The sequence below is a fragment of the Streptomyces bohaiensis genome (genome assembly GCF_012033785.1).
GTDB lineage: Bacteria > Actinomycetota > Actinomycetes > Streptomycetales > Streptomycetaceae > Streptomyces > Streptomyces bohaiensis.
Genome location: NZ_JAAVJC010000038.1, coordinates 1 through 22,043, shown reverse-complemented (window position 1 = coordinate 22,043; position 22,043 = coordinate 1). Strand labels below are relative to the sequence as shown.

20 protein-coding genes are annotated in these 22,043 nt (G+C 74.9%); 4 read left to right on the top strand and 16 right to left on the bottom strand.

Going from position 1 to position 22,043, the window contains the following annotated elements; genetic code table 11:
* Positions 1–11: 11 nt before the first annotated feature.
* The 6 genes from HCN52_RS07455 to HCN52_RS07430 form a co-directional block, all read right to left on the bottom strand.
* Positions 12–1,877 (bottom strand): acetolactate synthase large subunit, encoded by a 1,866-nt coding sequence (locus HCN52_RS07455; protein WP_168087572.1) that lies wholly within the window; start codon positions 1,875–1,877, stop codon positions 12–14.
* Positions 1,878–2,423: 546 nt separating this feature from the next.
* Positions 2,424–3,290, bottom strand: a complete 867-nt coding sequence (locus HCN52_RS07450) for an EAL domain-containing protein (protein ID WP_168087571.1) — start codon at positions 3,288–3,290, stop codon at positions 2,424–2,426.
* Between the two features lie 70 nt (positions 3,291–3,360).
* Entirely contained in the window at positions 3,361–4,275 is a 915-nt protein-coding gene (locus tag HCN52_RS07445) for a DUF2510 domain-containing protein (RefSeq protein WP_168087570.1), read from the bottom strand.
* An 80-nt stretch (positions 4,276–4,355) separates the two neighbouring features.
* The gene (locus HCN52_RS07440) at positions 4,356–5,177 is read right to left on the bottom strand and encodes a 3-oxoacyl-ACP reductase (RefSeq protein ID WP_168087569.1); all 822 of its coding nucleotides are present in this window, start codon (positions 5,175–5,177) and stop codon (positions 4,356–4,358) included.
* Positions 5,174–6,628 (bottom strand): aldehyde dehydrogenase family protein, encoded by a 1,455-nt coding sequence (locus tag HCN52_RS07435; RefSeq protein ID WP_168087568.1) that lies wholly within the window; start codon positions 6,626–6,628, stop codon positions 5,174–5,176. The genes HCN52_RS07440 and HCN52_RS07435 overlap by 4 nt, the downstream gene beginning before the upstream one ends.
* An 86-nt stretch (positions 6,629–6,714) precedes the next feature.
* Positions 6,715–8,082: a glutamine synthetase family protein gene (locus HCN52_RS07430; protein WP_168087567.1), complete on the bottom strand. Its 1,368-nt coding sequence runs from the start codon at positions 8,080–8,082 to the stop codon at positions 6,715–6,717.
* Positions 8,083–8,235: 153 nt separating this feature from the next.
* Here HCN52_RS07430 and HCN52_RS07425 point away from each other — a divergent pair, with 153 nt between their 5' ends.
* From HCN52_RS07425 to HCN52_RS07415, 3 genes are all read left to right on the top strand, one after another.
* Positions 8,236–9,015 carry a FadR/GntR family transcriptional regulator gene (locus HCN52_RS07425; RefSeq protein ID WP_168087566.1) on the top strand — a complete coding sequence of 260 codons (780 nt, stop codon included), beginning with the start codon at positions 8,236–8,238 and terminating at the stop codon, positions 9,013–9,015.
* A 73-nt stretch (positions 9,016–9,088) separates the two neighbouring features.
* On the top strand, positions 9,089–9,814 hold the full coding sequence (locus HCN52_RS07420) for a gamma-glutamyl-gamma-aminobutyrate hydrolase family protein (RefSeq protein ID WP_376767101.1): 726 nt from the start codon (positions 9,089–9,091) through the stop codon (positions 9,812–9,814).
* A gap of 179 nt (positions 9,815–9,993) precedes the next feature.
* Positions 9,994–10,371 carry a UBP-type zinc finger domain-containing protein gene (locus tag HCN52_RS07415; RefSeq protein ID WP_168087565.1) on the top strand — a complete coding sequence of 126 codons (378 nt, stop codon included), beginning with the start codon at positions 9,994–9,996 and terminating at the stop codon, positions 10,369–10,371.
* Positions 10,372–10,447: 76 nt separating this feature from the next.
* Here the strand turns inward: HCN52_RS07415 and HCN52_RS07410 are convergent, their stop codons facing one another.
* On the bottom strand, positions 10,448–11,182 hold the full coding sequence (locus HCN52_RS07410) for a helical backbone metal receptor (RefSeq protein WP_168087564.1): 735 nt from the start codon (positions 11,180–11,182) through the stop codon (positions 10,448–10,450).
* A gap of 224 nt (positions 11,183–11,406) precedes the next feature.
* Here HCN52_RS07410 and HCN52_RS07405 point away from each other — a divergent pair, with 224 nt between their 5' ends.
* Positions 11,407–12,312, top strand: coding sequence for a 5'-3' exonuclease (locus HCN52_RS07405; RefSeq protein ID WP_168087577.1), 906 nt, complete (start codon positions 11,407–11,409; stop codon positions 12,310–12,312).
* A 221-nt stretch (positions 12,313–12,533) separates the two neighbouring features.
* Here the strand turns inward: HCN52_RS07405 and HCN52_RS07400 are convergent, their stop codons facing one another.
* The 9 genes from HCN52_RS07400 to HCN52_RS07360 form a co-directional block, all read right to left on the bottom strand.
* Entirely contained in the window at positions 12,534–15,344 is a 2,811-nt protein-coding gene (locus HCN52_RS07400; protein WP_168087563.1) for a DEAD/DEAH box helicase, read from the bottom strand.
* A gap of 190 nt (positions 15,345–15,534) precedes the next feature.
* The gene (locus HCN52_RS07395; RefSeq protein WP_168087562.1) at positions 15,535–16,431 is read right to left on the bottom strand and encodes a YegS/Rv2252/BmrU family lipid kinase; all 897 of its coding nucleotides are present in this window, start codon (positions 16,429–16,431) and stop codon (positions 15,535–15,537) included.
* 17 nt (positions 16,432–16,448) lie between these two features.
* Entirely contained in the window at positions 16,449–17,384 is a 936-nt protein-coding gene (gene tatC / locus HCN52_RS07390) for a twin-arginine translocase subunit TatC (RefSeq protein WP_312876589.1), read from the bottom strand.
* A gap of 77 nt (positions 17,385–17,461) precedes the next feature.
* Positions 17,462–17,746 carry a Sec-independent protein translocase subunit TatA gene (gene tatA / locus HCN52_RS07385; protein WP_168087561.1) on the bottom strand — a complete coding sequence of 95 codons (285 nt, stop codon included), beginning with the start codon at positions 17,744–17,746 and terminating at the stop codon, positions 17,462–17,464.
* Between the two features lie 198 nt (positions 17,747–17,944).
* Entirely contained in the window at positions 17,945–18,184 is a 240-nt protein-coding gene (locus HCN52_RS07380) for a hypothetical protein (protein WP_168087560.1), read from the bottom strand.
* 68 nt (positions 18,185–18,252) lie between these two features.
* A complete protein-coding gene (locus HCN52_RS07375) occupies positions 18,253–19,215 on the bottom strand; it encodes a helix-turn-helix transcriptional regulator (protein WP_168087559.1) in 963 nt (320 codons plus the stop codon).
* Positions 19,216–19,238: 23 nt separating this feature from the next.
* Positions 19,239–20,192 carry a helix-turn-helix transcriptional regulator gene (locus HCN52_RS07370; protein ID WP_168087558.1) on the bottom strand — a complete coding sequence of 318 codons (954 nt, stop codon included), beginning with the start codon at positions 20,190–20,192 and terminating at the stop codon, positions 19,239–19,241.
* Positions 20,193–20,362: 170 nt separating this feature from the next.
* Positions 20,363–20,734 carry an FKBP-type peptidyl-prolyl cis-trans isomerase gene (locus HCN52_RS07365; RefSeq protein WP_168087557.1) on the bottom strand — a complete coding sequence of 124 codons (372 nt, stop codon included), beginning with the start codon at positions 20,732–20,734 and terminating at the stop codon, positions 20,363–20,365.
* Between the two features lie 92 nt (positions 20,735–20,826).
* Complete coding sequence (locus tag HCN52_RS07360; protein ID WP_168087556.1) at positions 20,827–21,852, bottom strand: FKBP-type peptidyl-prolyl cis-trans isomerase; 1,026 nt, start codon at positions 21,850–21,852, stop codon at positions 20,827–20,829.
* Positions 21,853–22,043: the final 191 nt, after the last annotated feature.

Sequence of the window (22,043 nt, the reverse complement as noted above, 5' to 3'; positions counted from 1 at the left end):
GCGCTGTCGGCTCAGTCGTCGAGGTCGCCGAAGTCGGGGCGGACCCCGCGGGCGGCCTGCACCTCGTCGTTGGAGGTACCGGCGGCGACCATCGGCCAGACCATGGCGTCCTCGTGGACGATGAAGTCCACGACGACCGGGCGGTCGTTGATGGCGTTGGCCTTCTCGATGGTCGCGTCGAGGTCGGCGGGGTCCTCGCAGCGCAGACCGACGCAGCCCATGGCCTCGGCGAGCATCACGAAGTCGGGCACCCGGGTGCCGCGGCCGCCGGAGGGCTGGGGGGACGTGCCGCCCTGGCCCGGCGCCGAGTGGAGCGTGGTGTTGGAGTACCGCTGGTTGTAGAACAGTGTCTGCCACTGGCGCACCATGCCCAGCGCGCCGTTGTTGATGACCGCCACCTTGATCGGGATGCGGTTGAGTGCCGCGGTGACCAGTTCCTGGTTGGTCATCTGGAAGCAGCCGTCGCCGTCGATGGCCCACACGGTCGTGTCGGGACGACCCGCCTTGGCGCCGAGCGCGGCGGGGACGGCGTAGCCCATGGTGCCCAGACCGCCGGAGTTCAGCCAGGTGGCGGGCTTGTCGAAGGTGAGGAAGTGCGCGGCCCACATCTGGTGCTGGCCGACGCCCGCGGTGTAGACGGTCCCGTCGGGGGCGAGCCGCCCGATGCGTTCGATGACCTGCTGCGGCGAGAGGCTGCCGTCGTCGGGGAGGTCGTAGCCCAGGGGGTAGGTCTCACGCCAGCGTCCCAGCAGTTCGCGCCACGCGCCGTAGTCGCCGCTGCGGCCGGCGGCGGTCTCGGTCTGCAGCGCGCCTGCAAGCTCGGTCAGCACCTCGCGCACGTCACCGACGATGGGGACGTCCGCGGCCCGGTTCTTGCCGATCTCGGCCGGGTCGATGTCGGCGTGGACGACCTTCGCGTGGGGGGCGAAGGAGTCCAGTCGGCCGGTGACCCGGTCGTCGAACCGGGCGCCCAGCGCGACGATGAGGTCGGACTTCTGGAGCGCCGTCACCGCGGTGACCGACCCGTGCATGCCCGGCATACCCAGGTGGAGGGGGTGGGTGTCGGGGAAGGCGCCCAGCGCCATCAGCGTGGTGGTGACGGGGATACCGGTCTGCTCCGCCAGGGCGAGCAGTTCGGCGGAGGCCCCCGCCTTCAGCACGCCCCCACCGACGTACAGCACGGGGCGGCGCGCCTCGGAGATCAGCCGTGCGGCCTCCCGGATCTGCTTGGAGTGCGGCCGGCTGACGGGGCGGTAGCCAGGCAGGTCCTGGGTGGGGGGCCAGCTGAAGGTGGTCTGCGCCTGCAGCGCGTCCTTGGAGATGTCCACCAGCACGGGGCCGGGACGGCCGGTGGAGGCGATGTGGAACGCCTCGGCGATGGTCCGGGGGATCTCCGCGGGGTCGGTGACCAGGAAGTTGTGCTTGGTCACCGGCATGGTGATGCCGCAGATGTCGGCTTCCTGGAACGCGTCGGTCCCGATGGCCTTGCTGGCGACCTGCCCGGTGATGGCGACCAGCGGCACCGAGTCCATGTGCGCGTCGGCGATCGGCGTCACGAGGTTGGTGGCGCCGGGGCCCGAGGTGGCCATGCAGACGCCGACGCGCCCCGTGGCCTGGGCGTAGCCGGTCGCCGCGTGGCCGGCGCCCTGCTCGTGGCGCACCAGGATGTGTCGGACGGTGCCGGAGTCCATCATCGGGTCGTAGGCCGGGAGGATCGCGCCACCGGGAATGCCGAATACGGTGTCGGCGCCGACCGACTCGAGGGAGCGGATGAGGGACTGCGCTCCCGTGAGGTGCTCGACGGTCGCGGTCTGCTGCGGTCCGTTGCGGGGGGCGCGAGGCTGCGGCTTCGGTGCCCCGCCTGACTGCTCGGTCATCGCGGTCTCTTCCCGGTTCTGAAGGTATGGCGCTGGGTTCGGCTGGTGGTGGTCGGTCCGGGGTCTCGCCCGAGGCCCCGGACCGGTTCGGTGCAACAAAAAACCCCTCGTGCCGTCGGGCATGCGAGGGGGGCGCGTCGGGTGGCCGCGGGAGAGTGGTCCCGGGTCAGGCGACGCGCCTGCCAAGTACGAGGATTCGGGTGCGCATGGCACAGACACTGCTCCTTGGGGTCAGTCCGTGTCAAGCGGACCGGAAACCAGTCTCACTATCCGGGCGCACGCCGGACACCCGTGCGAGCAGCAGGAACAGCCGGGGGCCGCCCGTGCGCGTCCGGGGCTTCTCCGCAGGTGATCGGCGCTGCGGGCCTGCACATTGCCGACCCCGTGGTCCCGGAAGGTGTGACGGCGCTCGGAGCCCGACGCGCCCCGGGAGCCGCCACCGCCCGGGAGGGTGCGCGGGAGCGACGGCCCCGTAGGGCGCGGACGGGCAGCCGGGACCGCGGGCGCCGTGCGGCGCACAGGAGGAGGGGCCCCCTCCTCCTGTGCTCAGGGGGCGGGGGCTTCCCGGAGCCGTACGTCGCGGACGTCGGCATCGGCCGGGCCGTGCCCGGGCGGCCCGTCGGTCACGGCCCCCGCGCGCAGTGCGGCTACGAGGGCCACCTCGTCGAGCGGACCGCCGAGGGACGCGCCCTGCCCGCGGGGACAGCCGAGCGAGCGGAGCACCGCGGCCTGCTCGGGACGGTCGACGCCGTCGGCGACGACCGTCACACCGAGTTCCCCGCCCAGCGCCAGCAGAGCGGTCGCGGTGGTCCGTGCCCGCGAGGAGCTCGGGAGCCCGGCGACCAGGCCCCGGCCGAGGTGCAGTTCGGTGACCGGGAGCCGCCGAAGGACGGCCGGATGCACCGCGCCGTCCCCGAGCCCCGGGAGGGCGATACCGACGCCGACTGCACGGAGTCGTCCCAGGCACAGCCGGTACTCGGGGTCGTCGAGCAAGGGCACCGCGTCGGTCAGGGAAAGGGTGAGGTTGCGCGGCGGCAGTGCGTGGCGGCTCAGGATCGCCGCGACGGTCTCGGCGGAGACCGTCGCACTCAGCAGCGGATCCGGTCCGACGGGGACGGTGACCGGGAGGTCGTGACCCCGCCGGAGCCGCTCCGCGGCGCCTGCGGCTGCCAGGTCCAGCAGGATGCTCCCCGGCCGGCGGACCGGGTTCTCCGGACGGCCCCGGGGCCCGGGCCGGGTGCCCCCGGCGGAGCGGGTCGGGTTCTCCCGCGGGGAGGGTTCCGCCCGACCGACGGCGGCCTCGGGGCCGCGGGGTGACGGACCTCGACTTCCGGGCAGGCTCGACCGGACGGCGGGCCGGGGTGGGGCCGCGCGACGGGGCCGGATGGGCGTGCGGCCCTGCTCGGTGGTCATCGATGCCCCCTCAACTCACCGGTCGCCGGTCGTCGTCGTGGACGACCGGGGTCACTCTACGGTCGGACGTTCAGACATCGGTACCGGGCGAGGTGGCGGACGCGGGGCGCACGCCGGTGACGAGGGCCGCCATGAGCTCGTCCCCGGGGCCGCTCTCCCCCGCGTTCCACCCCAGGCGCAGCACGAGGGTGGCGCCCGAGCCGTCGGGGGCGGGGAAGGCGATGCTCTCCGCGTAGGCCTCGGTCCCCGCGCCCGTGGTGAGCCGGTGGCGCACCCGGTGGCCAGTGGCACCGGCCACGTCCACGTCCTCGGAGAGCTCCTCGGTGCGGTCGGTGACGCCGCCGTAGGCCGCGTCCGAGAACGAGGACTCGGTGTGGACGGTGATGTCGCCGGCGGCTGCCTCGCCGGGGTCGGTGCCGGGCTCGCCCTCGATGAGGAACGCGCCGGCGACCACGCAGCGGCGCTCCGCGTCCTGGGGGCAGGGGTACTCGTCGCCGGTGACCGAGACGCCGTCAATCGGGCGCTCGGTCCAGCCGTCGGGCAGCGGGAGCTGTGCCCCGCCCACCGCGGCGGTCGTCCAACGGGTGAACTCGGGGGCCGGGGCGCCCTCCCCGTCCTGACCGTCCTCCCCGGCCTCCCCGTCCTTGTCCTCCTGCTGCTCGCTCCCGGCCGCGGGGGCGTCGGGCGCCGGGTCGTCGCCGCCGACGAGGAAGGCGGCGAGGACCGCGGCGGCTGCGGCCGCGGCACCCACCGCCACGAGGGCGGCGCGACGCCGTCGGGCGGCGCCGTCGCCGGCGCCCGCGGTCTCGGCGGTGCGGGCGGTGTCGTCCGGGGCGGGGTCGGCGGTCGGGCCCGCCGGCTCAGCTCCGGTGGTCTCCCGGGTCTGACCGGTCCAGTTGGTCCCGTCCCACCAGCGTTCCGGAGCAGGCCCGTTGCCGGCGTACCCCGGGTCGGGGTACCAGCCGGGCGGCATCGTCGTACTCACCCGTGCAGCCTAGCGGCGGCTCGGGCCCCGAGGTGGCCGCACCGGCCGGGACGAGGCGGTTTCCGGACCGGTGGCGAGGGTCACAACGGGGTGACGTACGCCCCCGAGATCCCGCCGTCGACCAGGAACGACGAGGCGTTGACGAAGGCCGAGTCGTCGCTGGCGAGGAAGGCGACCGCCCCGGCGATCTCCTCCGGCTCGGCGAAACGCCCCATGGGGACGTGGACGAGCCGCCGGGCCGCGCGCTCGGGATCCTTGGCGAACAGCTCCTTCAGCAGCGGGGTGTTGACCGGCCCGGGGCACAGGGCGTTGACGCGGATGCCCTCGCGGGCGAACTGCACGCCCAGCTCCCGGGACATCGCCAGCACCCCGCCCTTGGAGGCGGTGTAGCTGATCTGGGAGGTCGCGGCGCCCATGACGGCGACGAAGGAGGCGGTGTTGATGACGGAACCGCGTCCCTGCTCGCGCATGTAGGGCAGCACGGCCTGGCAGCAGAGGTACACGGAGGTCAGGTTGGTGTGCTGCACCCGCTGCCAGGCGTCGATGCCGGTGGTGAGGATCGAGTCGTCGTCGGGCGGGGAGATGCCGGCGTTGTGGAACGAGACGTCGATCGATCCGTAGGTCTCGTGGGCCGTGGCGAACAGTGCCGCGACCTGGTCGGCGTCGGTGACGTCGGTGGCGACGAAGATCCCGCCGGTCTCCCGGGCAGCCGCCTGGCCCGCGGTGGCGTCGACGTCGGCGCAGACCACGTGGGCTCCCTCGGCGGCGAGGCGCCGCGCGGAGGCCAGTCCGATGCCGCTGCCGGCCCCGGTGACCACGGCGGTGCGGCCCACGAGGCGTCGGCAGACCGGCGCGGCGGCGGGTCCGGTGGCGGGTCCGGTGGCGTCGGGCTGCTGGGTCACGCGTTCTCCTCGGTGCTGATGAAGACGTTCTTGGTCTCGGTGAAGGCGTCGAGCGCGTCGGGGCCCAACTCCCGCCCCAGGCCGGACTGCTTGAACCCGCCGAACGGCGTGGCGTACCGGACGGCGCTGTGGGAGTTGACGGAGAGGTTGCCGGCGTGGACCGCACGGGCGACGCGCAGGGCGCGGCCGATGTCGCGGGTCCACAGGGAGCCGGCCAGTCCATAGTCGGTGGCGTTCGCCAGCCGGACCGCGTCGGGCTCCTCGTCGAACGGGATCACCACGGCGACGGGCCCGAACACCTCCTCGGTCAGAGCGGCTTCCGGGGCGCGGGCGGCCTCCAGCACGGTGGCGGGGTACCAGTACCCCGGCCCCTGCGGGACGGTGCCGCGGACGGCCGCCGGGGTGGACTCGGGCACCAGGGCGCGGACCCGCTCGCGGTGGGGGCCGGAGATCAGCGGGCCGAGGTCGGTGGCGGGGTCGGTGGGGTCGCCGGTGCGCAGCGCGAGCACGGCGGGCTCCAGCAGTTCCAGGAACCGGTCGTAGCAGGAGCGCTGGACGAGGATGCGACTGCGGGCGCAGCAGTCCTGGCCGGTGTTGTCCAGGAAGGAACCGGGAGCGGCGGCGGCGGCGCTCTCCAGGTCGGCGTCGGCGAAGACGATGTTGGGGCTCTTGCCGCCGAGTTCGAGGGTCAGCCGCTTGGTGGTGGCGGCGCAGCGGGTCATGATGCGGCGGCCGACGGCGGTGGACCCGGTGAAGACGATCTTCGCCACGCCGGGGTGGTCGACGAGGGCCGCGCCGGTGATGTCGCCGGCGCCGGGCAGCACCTGGAAGAGCCCCTCGGGGAGGCCTGCGGCGAGCGCGAGTTCGGCGAGCCGGAGTGCGGTGAGCGGTGTGGCCTCGGCGGGTTTGAGGAGGACGGCGTTGCCGGCGGCGAGCGCGGGGGCGCTGCCCCAAGCGGCCACGGGCATCGGGAAGTTCCACGGCGCGATGACGCCGACGACGCCCAGCGGCTCCGCGAAGGTGACGTCGATGCCGCCGGCGACCGGGATCTGGCGGCCGTGGAGGCGTTCCACGCCGCCCGCCGCGTACTCCAGGACGTCGCGGACGTTGCCGGCCTCCCAGCGGGAGCCGGCCAGCGGGTGGCCGGCCTCCCGGGTCTCGGTGGCCGCGAGTTCCTCCAGGTGCGTGTCGACCTCGGCGGCGAACCGCCGCAGCAGCCGGGCGCGGTCGGCCGGCGCCAGCGCCGCCCACCGCTGCTGCGCGGCGGCGGCACGGCGCACGGCGGCGTCGACCTCGGCCGGGGATGTCCCCGGCAGCGTGGTGATGACCTGCTCGGTGGCGGGGTCGATGAGCGTCAGGGTGTGGTCGCTCCCGCCGTCGCGGGGCGGGTCGGCGGGGTCGGGGCGGTGCACGGCGGGCGGCTCCTGGGTCGGTGCGGGCGGTACGGGCATGCGGACGGTACGGCCGGGCCGGTGGCGGCCGGTTGCGTCCGGGAGGGGCGCGGTACGGGCGCGTGGGCGGTCGCCGCCCGGCCGGGTCACATCCGCTCGAAGGAGCGGACGCGTTCCCAGTCGGTGACGGCCGCGTCGTAGGCGTCCTGCTCGACGCGGGCCATGGTGCGGTAGTGCTCGACGACCTCGTCGCCGAAGGCGGTGCGCGCGAGCTCCGAGGCGCCCCAGCGGTCGGCCGCCTCGCGCAGCGTGGCCGGGACGTGCTCGGCGTCGCCGGTGTACGCGTTGCCGAGGCAGGGCTCGGGGAGTTCGAGCCGCTGCTCGACGCCGTGGAGTCCCGCGGCGATCATCGCGGCCACGGCCAGGTAGGGGTTGACGTCGCCGCCGGGGAGGCGGTTCTCCAGCCGGTGGCCGGCGCCGTGGCCCAGGACCCGCAGCGCGCACGTGCGGTTGTCCGGTCCCCAGGCGACCGCGGTGGGCGCGAAGGAACCCGGCCGGAAGCGCTTGTAGGAGTTGATGTTGGGGGCGTGGAGCAGCGTGAGGTCGGGAAGAGCGGCGAGCTGGCCGGCGAGGAAGTGCCGCATCGTCGCCGACATGCCGTGGGGATCGCTGTCGTCGGCGAGGACCGGCCGGCCCTCGGCGTCCCGCAGCGAGAGGTGGACGTGGCAGCTGTTGCCCTCGCGCTCGTCGTACTTGGCCATGAAGGTCAGCGCCGAGCCGTGCTGCGCGGCGATCTCCTTGGCGCCGGTCTTGTACACGACGTGCTGGTCGCAGGTGGTGAGGGCGTCGTCGTACCGGAAGACGATCTCGTGCTGGCCGAGGTTGCACTCGCCCTTGGCGGACTCGACGCGCAGCCCCGCCCCGCTCATGCCGCGGCGAATCGCCCGCAGCAGCGGCTCGACCCGCGCGGTACCGAGCACGGAGTAGTCGACGTTGTACTGGTTGGCGGGGGTGAGACCGCGGTACCCGGCGTCCCACGCCTGCTCGTAGCTGTCGTTGAAGACGAGGAACTCCAGCTCGGTCGCGGCCAGCGCGGTCCAGCCGTGCTCCGCGAGGCGGTCGAGCTGCCGCCGCAGGATCTGGCGGGGCGAGGCCGCGACGGGGGTGCCGTCGTGCCAGGTGAGATCGGCGTTGACCATGGCGGTGCCGGGCTGCCAGGGCACCAGGCGCAGGGTCGCCGGGTCGGCGTGCATCGCGAAGTCGCCGTAGCCCTTCTCCCAGGACGACATGGCGTACCCGTCGACCGTGTTGAGGTCGACGTCGACGGCGAGCAGGTAGGTGCAGCCCTCGGTGCCGCGCTCCAGGACCTCGTCGAGGAAGAACCGGGCGTCGAACCGCTTGCCCTGGAGCCGGCCCTGCATGTCGGTGAAGGCCAGGACGACGGTGTCGATCCGGTCCTCGTCGGTGAGAACCCGCAGCTCCTCGACGGAGAGCGGGGGCGTGCGTTCGGCCACGTTCGGCCTCCTGTCGGTCGCCGGGTGCCTTAAGGTACTGGCGCGAACCATTACTTGGGAAGGACGCCGACCGCGTGGTGCGTCGGCCGCCGCGGCCCGCCTCACGCGGACGCGGGGTACGGAGCCGACGGGTGCGGAGGAGGGAGGCGGTGCATGGGCGACGACGACACGCCACCGCCGTCCCCCGGCCCACCGCCGCACCCGACCGACCCGACCGGCGGCGACACGGTGGGCGCCCCGCCCGGGGCGGCCGCCCTCCTCGGTCCGGTGCGCGCCGACAGCGGCTTCGAGGAGGTGCTGGAGCGCCTGCTCCGCACCCTCCGGCTGGGGCTGGTGGGCGCCGGGGAGCGGCTGCCGCCCGAGCGTGAACTGGCGCGGCTGCTGGGCGTGAGCCGGGCGACGCTGCGCGAGGTGCTGGAGGTGCTGCGCGCCCAGGGTCTCGTGGTCAGTCGGCGCGGCCGCTACGGCGGTACGTTCGTGGCCGCCGCACCCGCCCGGGGCGGGGCGGCCCCGCCCGGCGGCGTGGACGTGGCCGACACGCTGCGGCTGCGCGAGGTGCTGGACGTCGGTGCGGCCGAGCTGTGCGCCGCCCAGGGACTGCGGGTCGAGGAGACGGAGCAGCTGCGCGAGGTGCTGGAGGGGACCGCCGCGGCGCCCCCGTCGGAGTACCGGCGCGCGGACACCCGGTTCCATCTGACGCTCGCCGCACTCACCGGGTCGCCGTCGCTCTCCGCCCACTACGCGCAGGCCCGTGCCTCGTTGAACGTGCTGCTGGACGGGATCCCGCTGCTGGAGCGGAACCTGGAGCACTCCCAGCGGCAGCACGCCCGCGTCGTGGCCGCCGTGCTGGCGGGCGACGCACCGGCGGCGGGTGCCGCGATGCGGGAGCACTGCGCCGGGACCGCGGCGCTGCTGCGGGGGTTCCTGACATGAGGGCACGACCGCGCCCCGCGGGGCGGGATGTCGGCAACGGACCGCGGGGAGACCGCGGGGACGAGGAGGAACCGTGGCACGGCCGATGATCGGCGTGAGCACCTATGTCGAGTCGTCGGTGCGGTGGGGGGTGTGGGACCTGCCGGCGGCGGTGCTGCCGGCCGGCTACCACCGGCAGGTGCGGGCGGCCGGCGGCCTGCCGGTACTGCTGCCGCCGGACGACGAGGCGGACGCCGCCGAGTTGCTCCGCCGCCTCGACGGGCTCGTCGTCGCCGGCGGCCCGGACGTGGCGCCGGAACGGTACGGCGCGGCCCGGCATCCGCGCTGCGGACCCAGCGCCCACGCCCGCGACGCCGGGGAGCTCGCGCTGATCCGCGCGGCGCTCGCGGAGGGCGTGCCGGTGCTCGGGGTCTGCCGCGGCATGCAGCTGCTCAACGTCGCCCTCGGCGGGACGCTGGTGCAGCACGTGGAGGGCCACGGCGGGCAGCCGGGCGTCTTCGGCCGCCACCCGGTACGGCCGGTCGCCGGGACCCGGCTCGCCGGCGTCCTGGGCACCGGCGAGCTGCCGGTGCCGACCTACCACCACCAGGCGGTGGACCGGGTCGGCGACGGGCTGGTCGTCTCCGCCTTCGCCGGGGACGGCCTGGTGGAGGCGGTGGAACGACCGGACGGCCCGCTGGTGCTGGGCGTGCAGTGGCACCCGGAGGCGGGCGACGACGGCAGACTGGCGGCCGCGCTGGTCACGGCGGCGGCCGCGGCGGCCGAGGAGCGCGCCCGAACCTCCCCCGCGGCGCGCTGACGCCCCTCCGGCGCGCGGCGCCGCCGCCCGCCCCGCTCCCACCGGGCGGACGCCCGGCGTCACTCGTACGGTGGAACCGCGGACGGCACCCGGCCGGGCATCGGCGCCCTGCCGGCGGCGCACCCGGCGCGGCGGTCCGCCGCCGAGCCCCGGTCGAGGGCCAGGCAGGAGGTACGACCATGACCGACCGCGACACCGCCGCGCTGCGGGCGGACTCCCCCGGCATCGACGTGACGATGCCACCGAGCGGACCCGGTTGCGCGGACTGCGAGGCCGAGGCCGGCTGGTGGGTGCACCTGCGGCGGTGCGCCCAGTGCGGGCACGTCGGCTGCTGCGACTCCTCCCCCGGCCGCCACGCGACCGCGCACCATCGCACCAGCGGCCATCGCTACGTGCAGAGCTTCCAGCCCGGGGAGGACTGGTTCTGGGACTACGACGAGGAGCAGGTGCTCGGCGGCCCGGAGTTGGCGCCGCCGGCGGAGCACCCCTTCGACGTGACCACGCCGGGGCCGCTGGAGCGGCTGCCCGCCGACTGGCGCTCCCGGATCGCGGGCTGACCCCGTCGGCCGATCCCCCGGCAACCACCGAGGCGCCCGGGCCCGTGGGGCGAGGCGGGCCCGTGGGGCGGCCGCGTCATCCGGGCCGGTCGGCGCGCGGAGCGGCAGCGGAGAGCGCGGCGGTGAGCACGTCCGGCGCCTCGACGAGCGAGGGGCCGTACCAGGTCAGGTGCCGCCCGCTGAGCAGCGCGGCGGGCAGGTCGGGGAACGCCTCCGGGCCGTCGTCCGCCGTGAACGCATAGGGCTCGTCGGGCAGCGCCACCAGATCGGCGCCGGCTCCCCGCAGCCGCTCCACCTCGATGCGGGGGTAGCGCTCGGGGTGGGCGGCCCACACGTTGCGGACACCCAGCCGGGAGAGCAGATCGCCGGCGAAAGTGTCGCGGCCCAGCACCATCCACGGCCGGCGCCAGATCGGGACGACCGCGTCGGCGTCGAAGACCCGGTCGGCCTGCCGCCAGGCGTCCGCGGCGTCGTCCAGCCACGCCGGCCGTGCCAGGCCGCACCCCGTCACCAGGGCGCGCTCCAGCTCGGTGAGGGCCTCGGGCAGCGTGCGGATCCGGGTGACCAGCACCTCGATCCCCTCCGACCGCAGAGCCGCGAGGTCGGGTGCGCGGTTCTCCTCCTCGTTGGCGAGCACCACGTCGGGGCGGAGCGCGGCGACCGCCGCGAGATCGGGGTTCTTGGTGCCGCGGACCCGGGCGACGTCGAGGTCGGCGGGGCGCTCGCACCAGTCGGTCGCCCCGACCAGCAGCTCCCGCCCGGTGGCCGCGACGGCCTCGGTCAACGACGGCACGAGCGAGACGACGCGCATGGGCTCAGTCCCCTTACCGGCGCACCGGGGCGCGCCGCGTCGGCGTGCGGCGGGACCGGCGGTGTCCCGGCGCGGCCGCCCAGGCTACGGGGGTGCCGGGCGGATGCGCACGGAGCTCGCCGATCGCGCCCGTCGGGACCGGCGCCGCCCGTCGCCGGCGGCGGGCGGGGTGACGTGCTGTTGTCGGTCCCGTGCGCGATGATCCGGGGGTGACTCCTCGGCTGATGCTTCTCGACACCGCGTCCCTGTACTTCCGCGCCTACTTCGGGGTGCCGGAGACCGTCCGAGCGCCCGACGGCACGCCCGTCAACGCCGTGCGCGGCCTGCTCGACTTCATTGCACGCCTGGTCACGGACCACCGGCCCGACGCGCTGGTGGCCTGCGCCGACGCCGACTGGCGGCCCGCGTGGCGGGTGGAGCTCATCCCGTCGTACAAGGCGCACCGGGTCGAGGAGGAGGTCGGCGGCGGCCCCGACGTCGAGGAGACCCCGGACACCCTCTCGCCGCAGGTCCCCGTCATCGAGGCGGTACTGGACGCGCTGGGGATCGCCCGGGTGGGCGCCGCGGGGTACGAGGCGGACGACGTGATCGGCACCCTGGCGACGCGGTCGACCGGACCCTGCGACATCGTCACCGGCGACCGTGACCTCTTCCAACTGGTGGACGACGCACGCGGGGTGCGGGTCCTCTACCCCCGCAAGGGGGTGGGCGACTGCGACCGCGTCACCGAGGAGCTGGTGCGGGAGCGGTACGGCGTGCCCGCGGACCGCTACGCCGACTTCGCGGCGCTGCGCGGCGACCCGAGCGACGGGCTGCCGGGCGTCAAGGGGATCGGGGAGAAGACCGCGGCCCAGTTGCTGGCCGAGTTCGGCGATCTCGACGGGGTCCGTGCCGCGGCGGCGGACCCGATGTCCTCGTTGACCCCGGCCCGGCGGCGGAACCTGCTGGCGGCGGGCGACTACCTCGACGTGGCACCACGGGTGGTCCGGGTCGCCACCGACCTGGCGCTGGGGCAGGTGGACGCCACGCTGCCGCGGGCGCCGCGCGACCCCGACGCGCTCGCCGGGCTGGACGCCCGCTGGGGGCTCGGCGGCTCCTTGCAGCGCGTGCTCCACACCCTCGACCGCTGACCCCCGTTTGCCCCGCGCGCCCCGTGAGCGGGGCTCACCGGCGGCGCAGCAGCACGTAGCAGAGGGCCGCGGCCGGCTGGAGCAGCGCCGCGGCCAGCAGGTACAGCGAGGCGTGGGCCGACGCGGCGGTGGCCGCGACGCCCGCACCCACCGCCGCGGCGACCACCTTCAGGCCGGCCCCGATGGTGAAGACCTGGGGACACCTCCCGTCGCCCCGACGGTCAGCCGACGGAGGTGTAGGCGACCACGCCCCGCAGGACGCCGTCCACCGCCTTGCGCGCGTTGGCCGAGACCGAGGAGCCGGGTGGGGCCGCCGCGGCCACCTGGCCGAGGACGTCGACCACCTGCTTGCACCAGCGCACGAAGTCCCCCGCGGGCATCTCCGCCTCGCGCAGCACCGCGTCGAGCCCCTGCCCGTGCACCCAGCGGTGCACCGGCAGTGCGAAGCCGAGGTCGGGCTCGCGCTGCCCCACACCGGTCGACTCCCCGATGCGGTGGTTCTCCTCGACCGCGTCGAGCCGGCCCCAGATGCGCACCATCTCGGCCAGCGCGCCCTTCACCGGACCCGCAGGGAGGTCCGGGGGCAGCGCGTCGTCGGCCGACCGGGCCTCGAAGACCAGCGCCGAGACACAGGCGGCGAGATCCGCCGGACCGAGCCCCTCCCAGACGCCCTCCCGCAGGCACTCGCTCGCCAGCAGGTCCAGCTCGCCGTGGAGCCGGCCCAGTCGGCGGCCGTCCTCGGTCACCTGGTCCCCGTCGAGGTAGCCGAGCTCGCTCAGCACCGCACAGACGCGGTCGAAAGTGCGGGCGATGGTGTTGGTCCGCCCCTGGATGCGGCGCTCCAACTGCCGGGTGTCCCGCCGCAGCCGGTGGTACCGCTCCGACCAACGGGCGTGGTCCTCCCGGTCGTCGCACCCGTGGCAGGGGTGGGCGCGAATGGCCGACCGGAGCCGGGCGATCTCGCCGTCGTCCGCCGCCTCGGCCCGCCGGCGGCCGCGGTGGCGCTCCGGTTCCAGGTGCCCCGCCTTGGTGCGCAGCGCCGAGGCGAGGTCGCGGCGGGACTGCGGGCTGCGCGCACTGAAGGACTTGGGGATCCGCATGCGCTCCATCGGCTCCACCGGTACGGGGAAGTCCGCCGCGTTGAGGCGCTTGACCTGCCGCTGTGCGGTGAGTACCAGCGGGCGGGGGCCCTCGTCCCATCCGGCGTCGCGACGCGGGTGCCGCGCACCGCGCCCGGTGTCGACACCGGGGTCGAGCACGAGGGCCAGCCCCGCGAACCGGCCCGCGGGGACGTGGATGACGTCACCGGGCCGCAACCGCTCCAGCGAGGTGGCGCTCTCCGCGCGGCGCTGCGTGGCGCCCTGCCGGGCGAGCTCGTTCTCCCGCTCGCGCAGCGAGCGCCGCAGCCCCATGTACTCCTCGAAGTCACCGAGGTGGCAGGTCATGGACGCGCGGTAGCCCTCCAGGCCCTCCTCGTTGCGCCGCACCTGCTTGGTGATGTCGACGACCGAGCGGTCGGCCTGGAACTGCGCGAACGACGTCTCCAGCAGCTCGCGCGAGCGGTGACGCCCGAACTGGCCGACCAGGTTGACCGCCATGTTGTACGACGGCTTGAAGGAGGACCGCAGCGGGTAGGTCCGGGTGCCGGCGAGGCCGCCGAGCGCGGCGGGGTCCATGCCGCGCTGCCAGAGGACCACCGCGTGGCCCTCGATGTCGATGCCCCGGCGGCCGGCGCGCCCGGTGAGCTGGGTGAACTCGCCCGGGGTGATGTCGGCGTGCGTCTCGCCGTTCCACTTGACCAGCTTCTCCAGCACCACGGAGCGCGCCGGCATGTTGATCCCCAGCGCCAGGGTCTCCGTGGCGAACACCGCCTTGACCAGCCCGCGGGAGAACAGTTCCTCGACGACCTCCTTGAAGGTGGGGAGCATCCCGGCGTGGTGGGCGGCGATGCCCCGCTGGAGCGCCTCCAGCCACTCGAAGTAGCCGAGGACGTGGAGGTCCTCCTCCGCGATGGAGGCGGTCCGCTCCTCCACGATCTCGCGGACCTTCGCGCGCTCGGCCGCGTCGTTGAGCCGCAGCCCTGCGACGAGGCACTGCTGCACGGCGGCCTGGCAGCCGGCGCGGCTGAAGATGAAGGTGATCGCGGGCAGCAGCCCCTCGGCGTCCAGCCGGTCGATGACCTCAGGCCGCCCCGGGGTCCACATCCGGGCCCGCTGGCGGCGCTCCCGCTCGCGATCCGCCTCGCGCCGCGGCCGGCCGCGGCGGCCGTCACGGCCGCCGGGGCCGCTGTTCTCCATCCGTGCCAGCCGCACCAGCTCCGGGTTGACCTCGCGGCGGCCGCCCTTCTCCTCGAACAGGTCGTACATCCGGCGGCCGGCCAGCACGTGCTGCCACAGCGGCACCGGCCGGTGCTCGGAGACGATGACCTGGGTGTCGCCGCGGACGGTGTCCAGCCAGTCGCCGAACTCCTCGGCGTTGGAGACGGTCGCCGACAGCGAGACGAGGGTGACCGACTCCGGGAGGTGGATGATCACCTCCTCCCACACGGCACCGCGGAGGCGGTCGGAGAGGTAGTGCACCTCGTCCATGACGACGTAGCCCAGCCCGTCGAGGGTGCGGGAGCCGGCGTAGAGCATGTTCCGCAGCACCTCGGTGGTCATCACCACCACCGGCGCCTCGGCGTTGACGCTGTTGTCCCCGGTCAGCAGCCCGACGTGGGCGGCGCCGTACCGCTTCGCGAGGTCGTTGAACTTCTGGTTGGAGAGCGCCTTGATCGGGGTGGTGTAGAAGCACTTGCGGCCCTGGGCGAGCGCCAGGTGGACGGCGAACTCCCCCACGATCGTCTTGCCGGAGCCGGTGGGCGCCGCCACCAGCACGCCGCGGCCGGCCTCCAATGCCCGGCACGCGTCGGTCTGGAACGGGTCGAGGGTGAAGTCGTAGCTCTCGCGGAACGCCGCGAACTCGGTGGCCTGGTCGGCGGTGCGCCGACGAGCCGCGGAGTAGCGCTCGGCGGGGGTGAGGTCGTCGGTCATCGTGCATCGAGCCTACCGGCCCGCACCGACGGAACACCTGGTGTTTTCCGGGTGTCCCGCGCCGGGCGCGCACTCCCGGCAGCGGGAGCGCGGAGGCTCGGGCCCGCCGTTGCAGCGGTGCGGGCGCCCCGGCCGACCGACGGGCGCTGCCGGACGGCGTGCGACACGCCGAGGCCGCCGAAGGGGCGCGTCAGCCGTCCGCGCCGAGCACCCGCACCGCGCCCGGGACCGTCCGGGCGGTGAGGGGCAGGCCGCCCAGCGGGTCGCCGTCGGCGTAGGCGGTGGTGACGGCTGCCGCCAGGGTCACCCGGGCGGCGCGCACCACGGTGACCAGCGGATGGTCGACGTGGCCGCCGTGGCGCACGCTCGGCAGCACCCGCAGCAGCGTCCGGCGGGAGCAGGCCCCCACCACCGTGATGTCGAACCGGCCGTCGTCGGTGCGCGCGCCGGGAGCAATCCGCAGGCCACCGCCGTAGGAGGTGCCGTTCCCCACCGCCACCAGGGTGGCGTCCAGCTCCTGCCACGGCCCCTCGTCGAGGCGGAGGCGGAAGGGGACGGGCCGCAGCGTCGCCAGCTCGGCCAGGATCGCCAGGTCGTACCGGAGCCGGCCGCGCGGCCGGTTCATCCGGTTGGCCCGGTCGTTGACACGGGAGTCGAAGCCGGCCGCGAGGACCGTGCCGAACCACCGGTCCCCGACCCGGCCGAGGTCCACCGGGGTCGCGGTGCCCGCCGCCAGCGCGGCGGCGGTGCGCTCCGCCGCCGCGGCGGGTGCCCGCAGCGGCAGTCCCAGGGCGCGGGCGAAGTCGTCGCCGGTGCCCGCGGCCACGATGCCCAGCGGGGTGGAGGTGCCGGCGAGCGCGTGGAGGGCGAGGGAGACCAGCCCGTCGCCGCCGACCGCCACCAGGGCGCGGGCGCCACCGGCGACGGCCTCACGGGCGCGGCGCAGCGCGTCGGAGGCGTCCAGCCCGACCACCGCACGCACGGGGTGGCCGGCGTCCCGCAGCACGCGGGCGGTCGGCGCGGCGTACCGGCCCCCGCGTCCCCGACCCGCGGTCGGGTTGACCAGCAGGCATATCGCGTCGTTCACCGCAGGTGCCCGGGGTGTCAGGTCACGTCGTCGAAGCCACCGGAGCGACGCGGGCCGTCGTCGCCGGAGGAACGCGGCGGGGCGACCCGGCCGGGGGCGTCGATCGGCTCGGGGGTGAGGTCCAGGTCGGAGGCCTCGTCATCGCCCAGCTCGGGTCCGGCGGCCCGACCGCGGCGGCGGTCGTTCAACAGCGCGATGCCGGTGGCGACGAAGTACAGCGCGGTGACCGGGACGGCGAGGGCGAGCATGGACATCGGGTCGGTGGGGGTGACGATCGCGGCGAACACGGCGATGCCCATCACCATGCCGCGCCACCAGCCCAGCATCCGCCGGCCGCTGACGACGCCGCCGAGGTTGAGCATCACCAGCACCAGCGGCAGCTCGAACGCGAACCCGAAGGCGATGGCGAGTCGCACCGTGATGTCGAGCAGGTCCGAGACGGTGACGAGGTTGCCGGCGTTGTCGGGGGTGAACTGCAGCAGCACCGGGATCGCGCGGGGCAGCAGCCAGTGGGCGACGTACACGCCGGTCAGGAACAGCGGCGCCCCGAAGGCGACGACGGCGGCGGAGTAGCGCTTCTCGTTCTGGTGCAGGCCGGGGGCGATGAACGCCCAGAGCTGGTACAGCCACACCGGTGAGGCCAGCACCAGGCCGGTGAAGAGCGAGACCTTGACGTAGGTCGTGAACGGCGAGGTCAGACCCTGCTGCACGAGGTCCGCGCACCGCCCGGAGCCGGGCTCCTCCTCCAGGCAGTTCGGCAGCGGTTCGGTGAGCAGGCTCATGATGTCCTTGGCGAAGAACATCGCGACGACCGTGACCACGAAGATCGCCAGCACACCGATGGCGAGCCGGTTGCGCAGCTCCCGCAGGTGGTCCACGAGGGACATGCGCCCCTCGGGGTCCTTCTGCGGCTTCTCCTTGCGCTGGTCCCCGTTCCGGGCGGCCTTCAGCACCCCGCGTCCCTATCTGCTACGGCGGGCCGGCGACCGCCGACCCGCGTCGAGCTGCCCTGCGCAGCGGATCTCGGAAGTCAGCCCTGGGAGTTGCCGCGGGGCTCCTCGACCGGCCGGGCGGAGCTCACGTCGCCGGGGGCGGCCTGGATGGTCCGGGCCGCCGGCTGCGGCGCGGCGGGGTCCGGCTGCGCGACCGGGGCCTCGGTGGTCTCACCGTCCTTGCGCAGCGCGCTGGTCTCGCTCTTGAGGATGCGCAGCGACTTGCCGAGCGCCCGGGCCGTGTCCGGCAGCTTCTTGGACCCGAAGACGAGGACGACGAGTACCGCGATGATGACGAGCTGCCACGCTCCGATTCCGCCCACTTCGGCCACCTATCTCTTTCGGGGGTGCGTGATGTCCCTCGCTGTGCCGGACAGGGTGTGTCCCGGCCGGTCGGCACGCCGAGTCATGGTAACGCTTCGGGGTAAATACAAGGCAATGCCCGGGACGCCGAAACCCCGTGGCGTCACCGGCCCGGCGCCCGCCGCGCGCCCTGGCGGGCACGCCGCGCGCCCCGCCCGTCAGCCCCGCGCGTCCCGGTCCTCGGATGTCGCGGGAGGGCCGCTGCCGAGCGCGCCGCCGTGGCGGCTGAGCGGCACCGCGGCCCGCTCCAGGTCGGCGGCGGCCCGGGCGATCCGCTCGGAGCTGTCACCGACCGCCGCCGAGAAACGCCGGACCTCGATGCCGACCCGGACGGCGAACACGGCGACGACGGCCACCCCGCAGAAGGCGAGCGTGAGATGCAGCATGGGCCAGAACATGCGGCGAGCCTAGCCCAGCGTCCTCCCCCGCCCCGGGACCGGCGGGCGGCATCAGCACGCCCGCGGGCTCACCCGCCGTAGGCGGCCAGCGCCTCCCGGGCGGCCTCGCGGGCGCTCTGTGCCAGCGCGGGCGGGGAGACGATGCGGCCGTCGCCGCCCAACCGCAGCGCCAGCCGCCGCAGCGTGGCGGGGTCGGCCGTCCGCAGGGTGATGCGCAGCCCGCCGTCCGACAGCTCCTCGGCGGTGTCGTGCGGGTAGTACTCGGCGACCCAGCGGCCGCCGGGGCCGACCTCGATGACCACCTGCGGGTCCCCGGCGGCGGGCTGGACCAGTCCGGCGCTGAGGTCCCGCGGCTCGACGGGCGGCGGTTCGGCGGGCGTGTCGAGGACCTCGATGGACGCCACCCGGTCCAGCCGGAAGGTACGGCGCGCCTCGGAGCGGCGGCACCATGCCTCGACATAGGTGTGGCCGACGGCGAACAGCCGGATCGGGTCGATCTCGCGGTCGGTGAGCCGGTCGCGCCCGGGCGAGTAGTACCGGATCCACACCCGGCGCCGTTCCGCTATGGCCCGGTCGATGTCGGCGAAGACCCCGCCCTCCGACTCGAACGTCACCGACAGCCGGGAGCTGGCTGCGGCGGTCTCCCCGGCGGCCGCCTCCAGCTTGGCGGTGGCGCGCAGCAGCGCGTCCCGGTCGCTGTCGCGCAGTCCGGGAAGGGTGGCGACGGCGCGGGCGGCGACCAGCAGCGCGGTCGCCTCGTCGGCCGCCAGCCGCAGCGGGCGGCCCGCGTCGTCGCCGACGGCCTCGGCGTTGTACCACCAGATGCGCTCGCCGTCGGTGTCGATGTCGAGCAGGTCCCCACCGCGGAAACTGGTGCCGCACATCGGGAGCACCTGGAGGTCGGAGATCAACTCGTCCGAGGTCACCCCGAAGGCGCGGGCCACTTCGTCGACCCGGGCCCCCGGGCGGTCCCGCAGGTAGGTGACGAGCGACAGCAGCCGCCTGGTGCGGTCGATGGCGTTGACCGCCATGGCAGTTCTCCTCTTCCCCTGGTCTATCCCTTGGCGACGGCGCGCAGCCGGTCCACCACGTCGGCCCGCAGCTCCGCGGGTTCCAGCACGACCAGGTCCGGCCCGAACTCGGCGAGCCAGGCGCCGAGTCCGTGCCCGTGCGGCAGCTCCAGCTCGTCCCAGCCGTCCTCGCCCTGCACGAGCTCGGTGGCCCGGGCGCGCAGCGGATAGCCGGAGCCGGCACGGAGCCGGATGCGGGCCTGCCCGGTGGCGTGCTCGCCGGCCCATGCCGCGACCGACTCCCGGACCGTCACCCGGTCGGGCACCGGAGCGGTGAAGTCTCCGCCGCGGGAGCGGACCTTGCCGATGATCCGGGAGAGCCGGAAGACGCGCTGGTCGCTGCGGCCGCGGTCCCAGCCGGCGAGGTACCAATGGCCGCGCCAGCACTCCAGCGCCCAGGGCTCGACCGTGCGGGGCGTGGAGCGGGCGGCGCTCGCCTTGCGGTACTCGAAGAGCACCGGACGGCGGTCGCGGCACGCGATCATCAGCGGCTCGAACGACGCCTCCCCGGCGGGGATCCGGGGCTCCAGGGCGCTGAAGGGCACCTCCGCGTCGGCTGTCTCCGGCATGCCGCCCGCCCGCAGCTTCTGGAGCGCGGCGCCGGCGGCGCCCGCGAGCCGGACCTGCTGCCAGACCTTGGCGGCGAGTCCGAGTGCGGCGGCCTCCGCGGCGTCCAGGCTCAGCGGCGGGAGGCGGTTGGAGTCGGGCCGGGCGATGTAGCCGGTGTCGCCGTCCAGGCTCTCGACGGTCTCGATGACCATGCCGAGTTCCCGGAGGTCGTCCTTGTCCCGCTCGAACATGCGGTTGAAGGCTTCCTCGCCGGCGGCCTCGATGTACGCCTCGATGGAACCGCGTAGCTCCCGCTTGCTCAGCGGGCGGCTCGCCCCCCGCAGGCACAGCGCGAGGTTCATCAGCCGCTCGGCCTTGGCAATGGCCATCGACGCGCCGCCCTCTCTCCACCGTCGTAACGGGACCGACCGTACCGCCCTCGGCACGGTCGGCGAAACCGAGGGCCCGGCCGCCGCGCAGCGCGCGGGGGCCGGGCCCTGGACGGCGGTCGGGCCGCCGTCACCGGCCGCGGTGGGCCGGGGGTGTCCGCTGCCGGACCTCAGACCGCGACGAGGTCGCAGACGAAGATCAGCGTCTCGCCGGGCTGGATGACGTTGCCGGCACCGCGGTCGCCGTAGGCCAGGTGCGGCGGGATGGTCAGCTGGCGACGGCCGCCGACCTTCATGCCCTGGACACCGCGGTCCCAGCCGGAGATGACCTGGCCGGCGCCCAGCTGGAACTGGAGCGGACGGCCGCGGTTCCAGCTGGCGTCGAACTCCTCACCGGTGGAGAAGGCCACGCCGACGTAGTGGACCGAGACGTTGGCGCCTGCCTCGGCGACGGGGCCGTCGCCCTCCCAGAGGTCCTTGATCTCCAGGTCGGCCGGCGGCTCGCCACCCGGGAAATCGACCTCGGGCTTGGTGTTGCTCACGACTATGGCTCCTTGGTTGGCTGCTGGCTCCTGGCCACCGCGCCGCCCGCCGCGGGCGGGCCGTCCGGCGGCCTGTGGTCACGGCTCCGGGGTCAGACGACGCCCAGAAGATCCACGACGAAGACCAGGGTACTGTCCTGCAGCTCGTGGCCCTCCGCCGCGCCGTAACCCTCGTTCGGCGGGATGGCGACCAGCACCCGGTCGCCGACGTTCTTGCCGGTCAGCGCCTCGTCCCAGCCCTGCACCACGGCGCCGACACCGATCTGGAAAGCGGTGCCCTCCCCGCGCTGCCAGGAGGAGTCGAACACCTCGCCGTCCTCCCAGGTGACGCCCGCGTACTGGACGATGACGCCGTCGCCGGCGGTGATCTCCGGGCCGTCGCCCTCGATCAGCACCTGCTCCTGGCGCTCGGCCGGCGGGTCCTCGCCCTCGGGCACCGTGATCTCGGGGCCCTCGTCGCCGAAGACGACCTCGGGCATGCCTTCGGCGGGCTCGGCCTGCTCGCCCTCCACCTCGCCCGCGGGGTCGGTGGAGGAGGCCGCGACGACGTCGATGACGAGGACGATGCCGTCCTCCTCCTCCATCCCCATCTGGACGACCTGCGGGCCGATGATCGTGCCCACCTGGCCCTCGACCAGCACCCGGCTGCCGACCGGCTGGCCGATGACGCCGTCGAGGATCGCGGACGGCATCATGCCGTCCTCCCCCAGGCGCGCGACGTACTGGGCGCGGGGCCCGTCCTCGGCCTCCTCCGCCTCCTCGCCGTCCTCGGAGCCCGGGGCGGGGGCCGTCGGGTCGGTCCAGGTGTTGATCTGCTCCGCCTGGTCGGCCGCGGTCATGCCGACCAGGTCGGTCCGGACGTAGTCGCCCTCGGCGACCTCGTCGCCGTCGCCCTCGGTGAGGACGGTGACGCGGGGCTCCTCGGGGTAGTCGGCGTCGGGGTCGACCTCGATCTCCGGCTTGGCACCCGGTTCGCCCGAGACCACGGTCGTGGCCTCGCCGCCGGAGCGGCCGGAGTTGTCGGAGCCGCCGTCGTCGGAGCCGCAGGCCGAGACGAGGAGCAGGGCCGGTACGGCCAGCACAGCCGCCAGGCGTTGCGCGGTCTTGGTGGAAGTCATCAATCCAACTCGCGATCGGGGGGATATCGGGGTCGGGACCCGCTGGTCCCGATCCACCCTACGGCCTCCCGGTGCGAAGCCGGCGGTGCTGCGGGAAGGACCGGGAAGAACCCCGCGGCGCCCGGCCGGCACGCCCTCGCGCCCGCTCCCGCGGCGGCGTGCGACGGGCCCCGGCCCCGCCGCCCGTGCGG

What these genes read in the sequence shown, in the direction of transcription:
- HCN52_RS07455 (WP_168087572.1), bottom strand. Translation starts at nt 1,877, where the DNA reads ATGACCGAGCAGTCAGGCGGGGCACCGAAGCCGCAGCCTCGCGCCCCC.
- HCN52_RS07450 (WP_168087571.1), bottom strand. Translation starts at nt 3,290, where the DNA reads ATGACCACCGAGCAGGGCCGCACGCCCATCCGGCCCCGTCGCGCGGCC.
- HCN52_RS07435 (WP_168087568.1), bottom strand. Translation starts at nt 6,628, where the DNA reads ATGCCCGTACCGCCCGCACCGACCCAGGAGCCGCCCGCCGTGCACCGC.
- HCN52_RS07425 (WP_168087566.1), top strand. Translation starts at nt 8,236, where the DNA reads ATGGGCGACGACGACACGCCACCGCCGTCCCCCGGCCCACCGCCGCAC.
- HCN52_RS07415 (WP_168087565.1), top strand. Translation starts at nt 9,994, where the DNA reads ATGACCGACCGCGACACCGCCGCGCTGCGGGCGGACTCCCCCGGCATC.
- HCN52_RS07410 (WP_168087564.1), bottom strand. Translation starts at nt 11,182, where the DNA reads ATGCGCGTCGTCTCGCTCGTGCCGTCGTTGACCGAGGCCGTCGCGGCC.
- HCN52_RS07405 (WP_168087577.1), top strand. Translation starts at nt 11,407, where the DNA reads ATGCTTCTCGACACCGCGTCCCTGTACTTCCGCGCCTACTTCGGGGTG.
- HCN52_RS07400 (WP_168087563.1), bottom strand. Translation starts at nt 15,344, where the DNA reads ATGACCGACGACCTCACCCCCGCCGAGCGCTACTCCGCGGCTCGTCGG.
- HCN52_RS07380 (WP_168087560.1), bottom strand. Translation starts at nt 18,184, where the DNA reads ATGTTCTGGCCCATGCTGCATCTCACGCTCGCCTTCTGCGGGGTGGCC.
- HCN52_RS07375 (WP_168087559.1), bottom strand. Translation starts at nt 19,215, where the DNA reads ATGGCGGTCAACGCCATCGACCGCACCAGGCGGCTGCTGTCGCTCGTC.
- HCN52_RS07370 (WP_168087558.1), bottom strand. Translation starts at nt 20,192, where the DNA reads ATGGCCATTGCCAAGGCCGAGCGGCTGATGAACCTCGCGCTGTGCCTG.
- HCN52_RS07360 (WP_168087556.1), bottom strand. Translation starts at nt 21,852, where the DNA reads ATGACTTCCACCAAGACCGCGCAACGCCTGGCGGCTGTGCTGGCCGTA.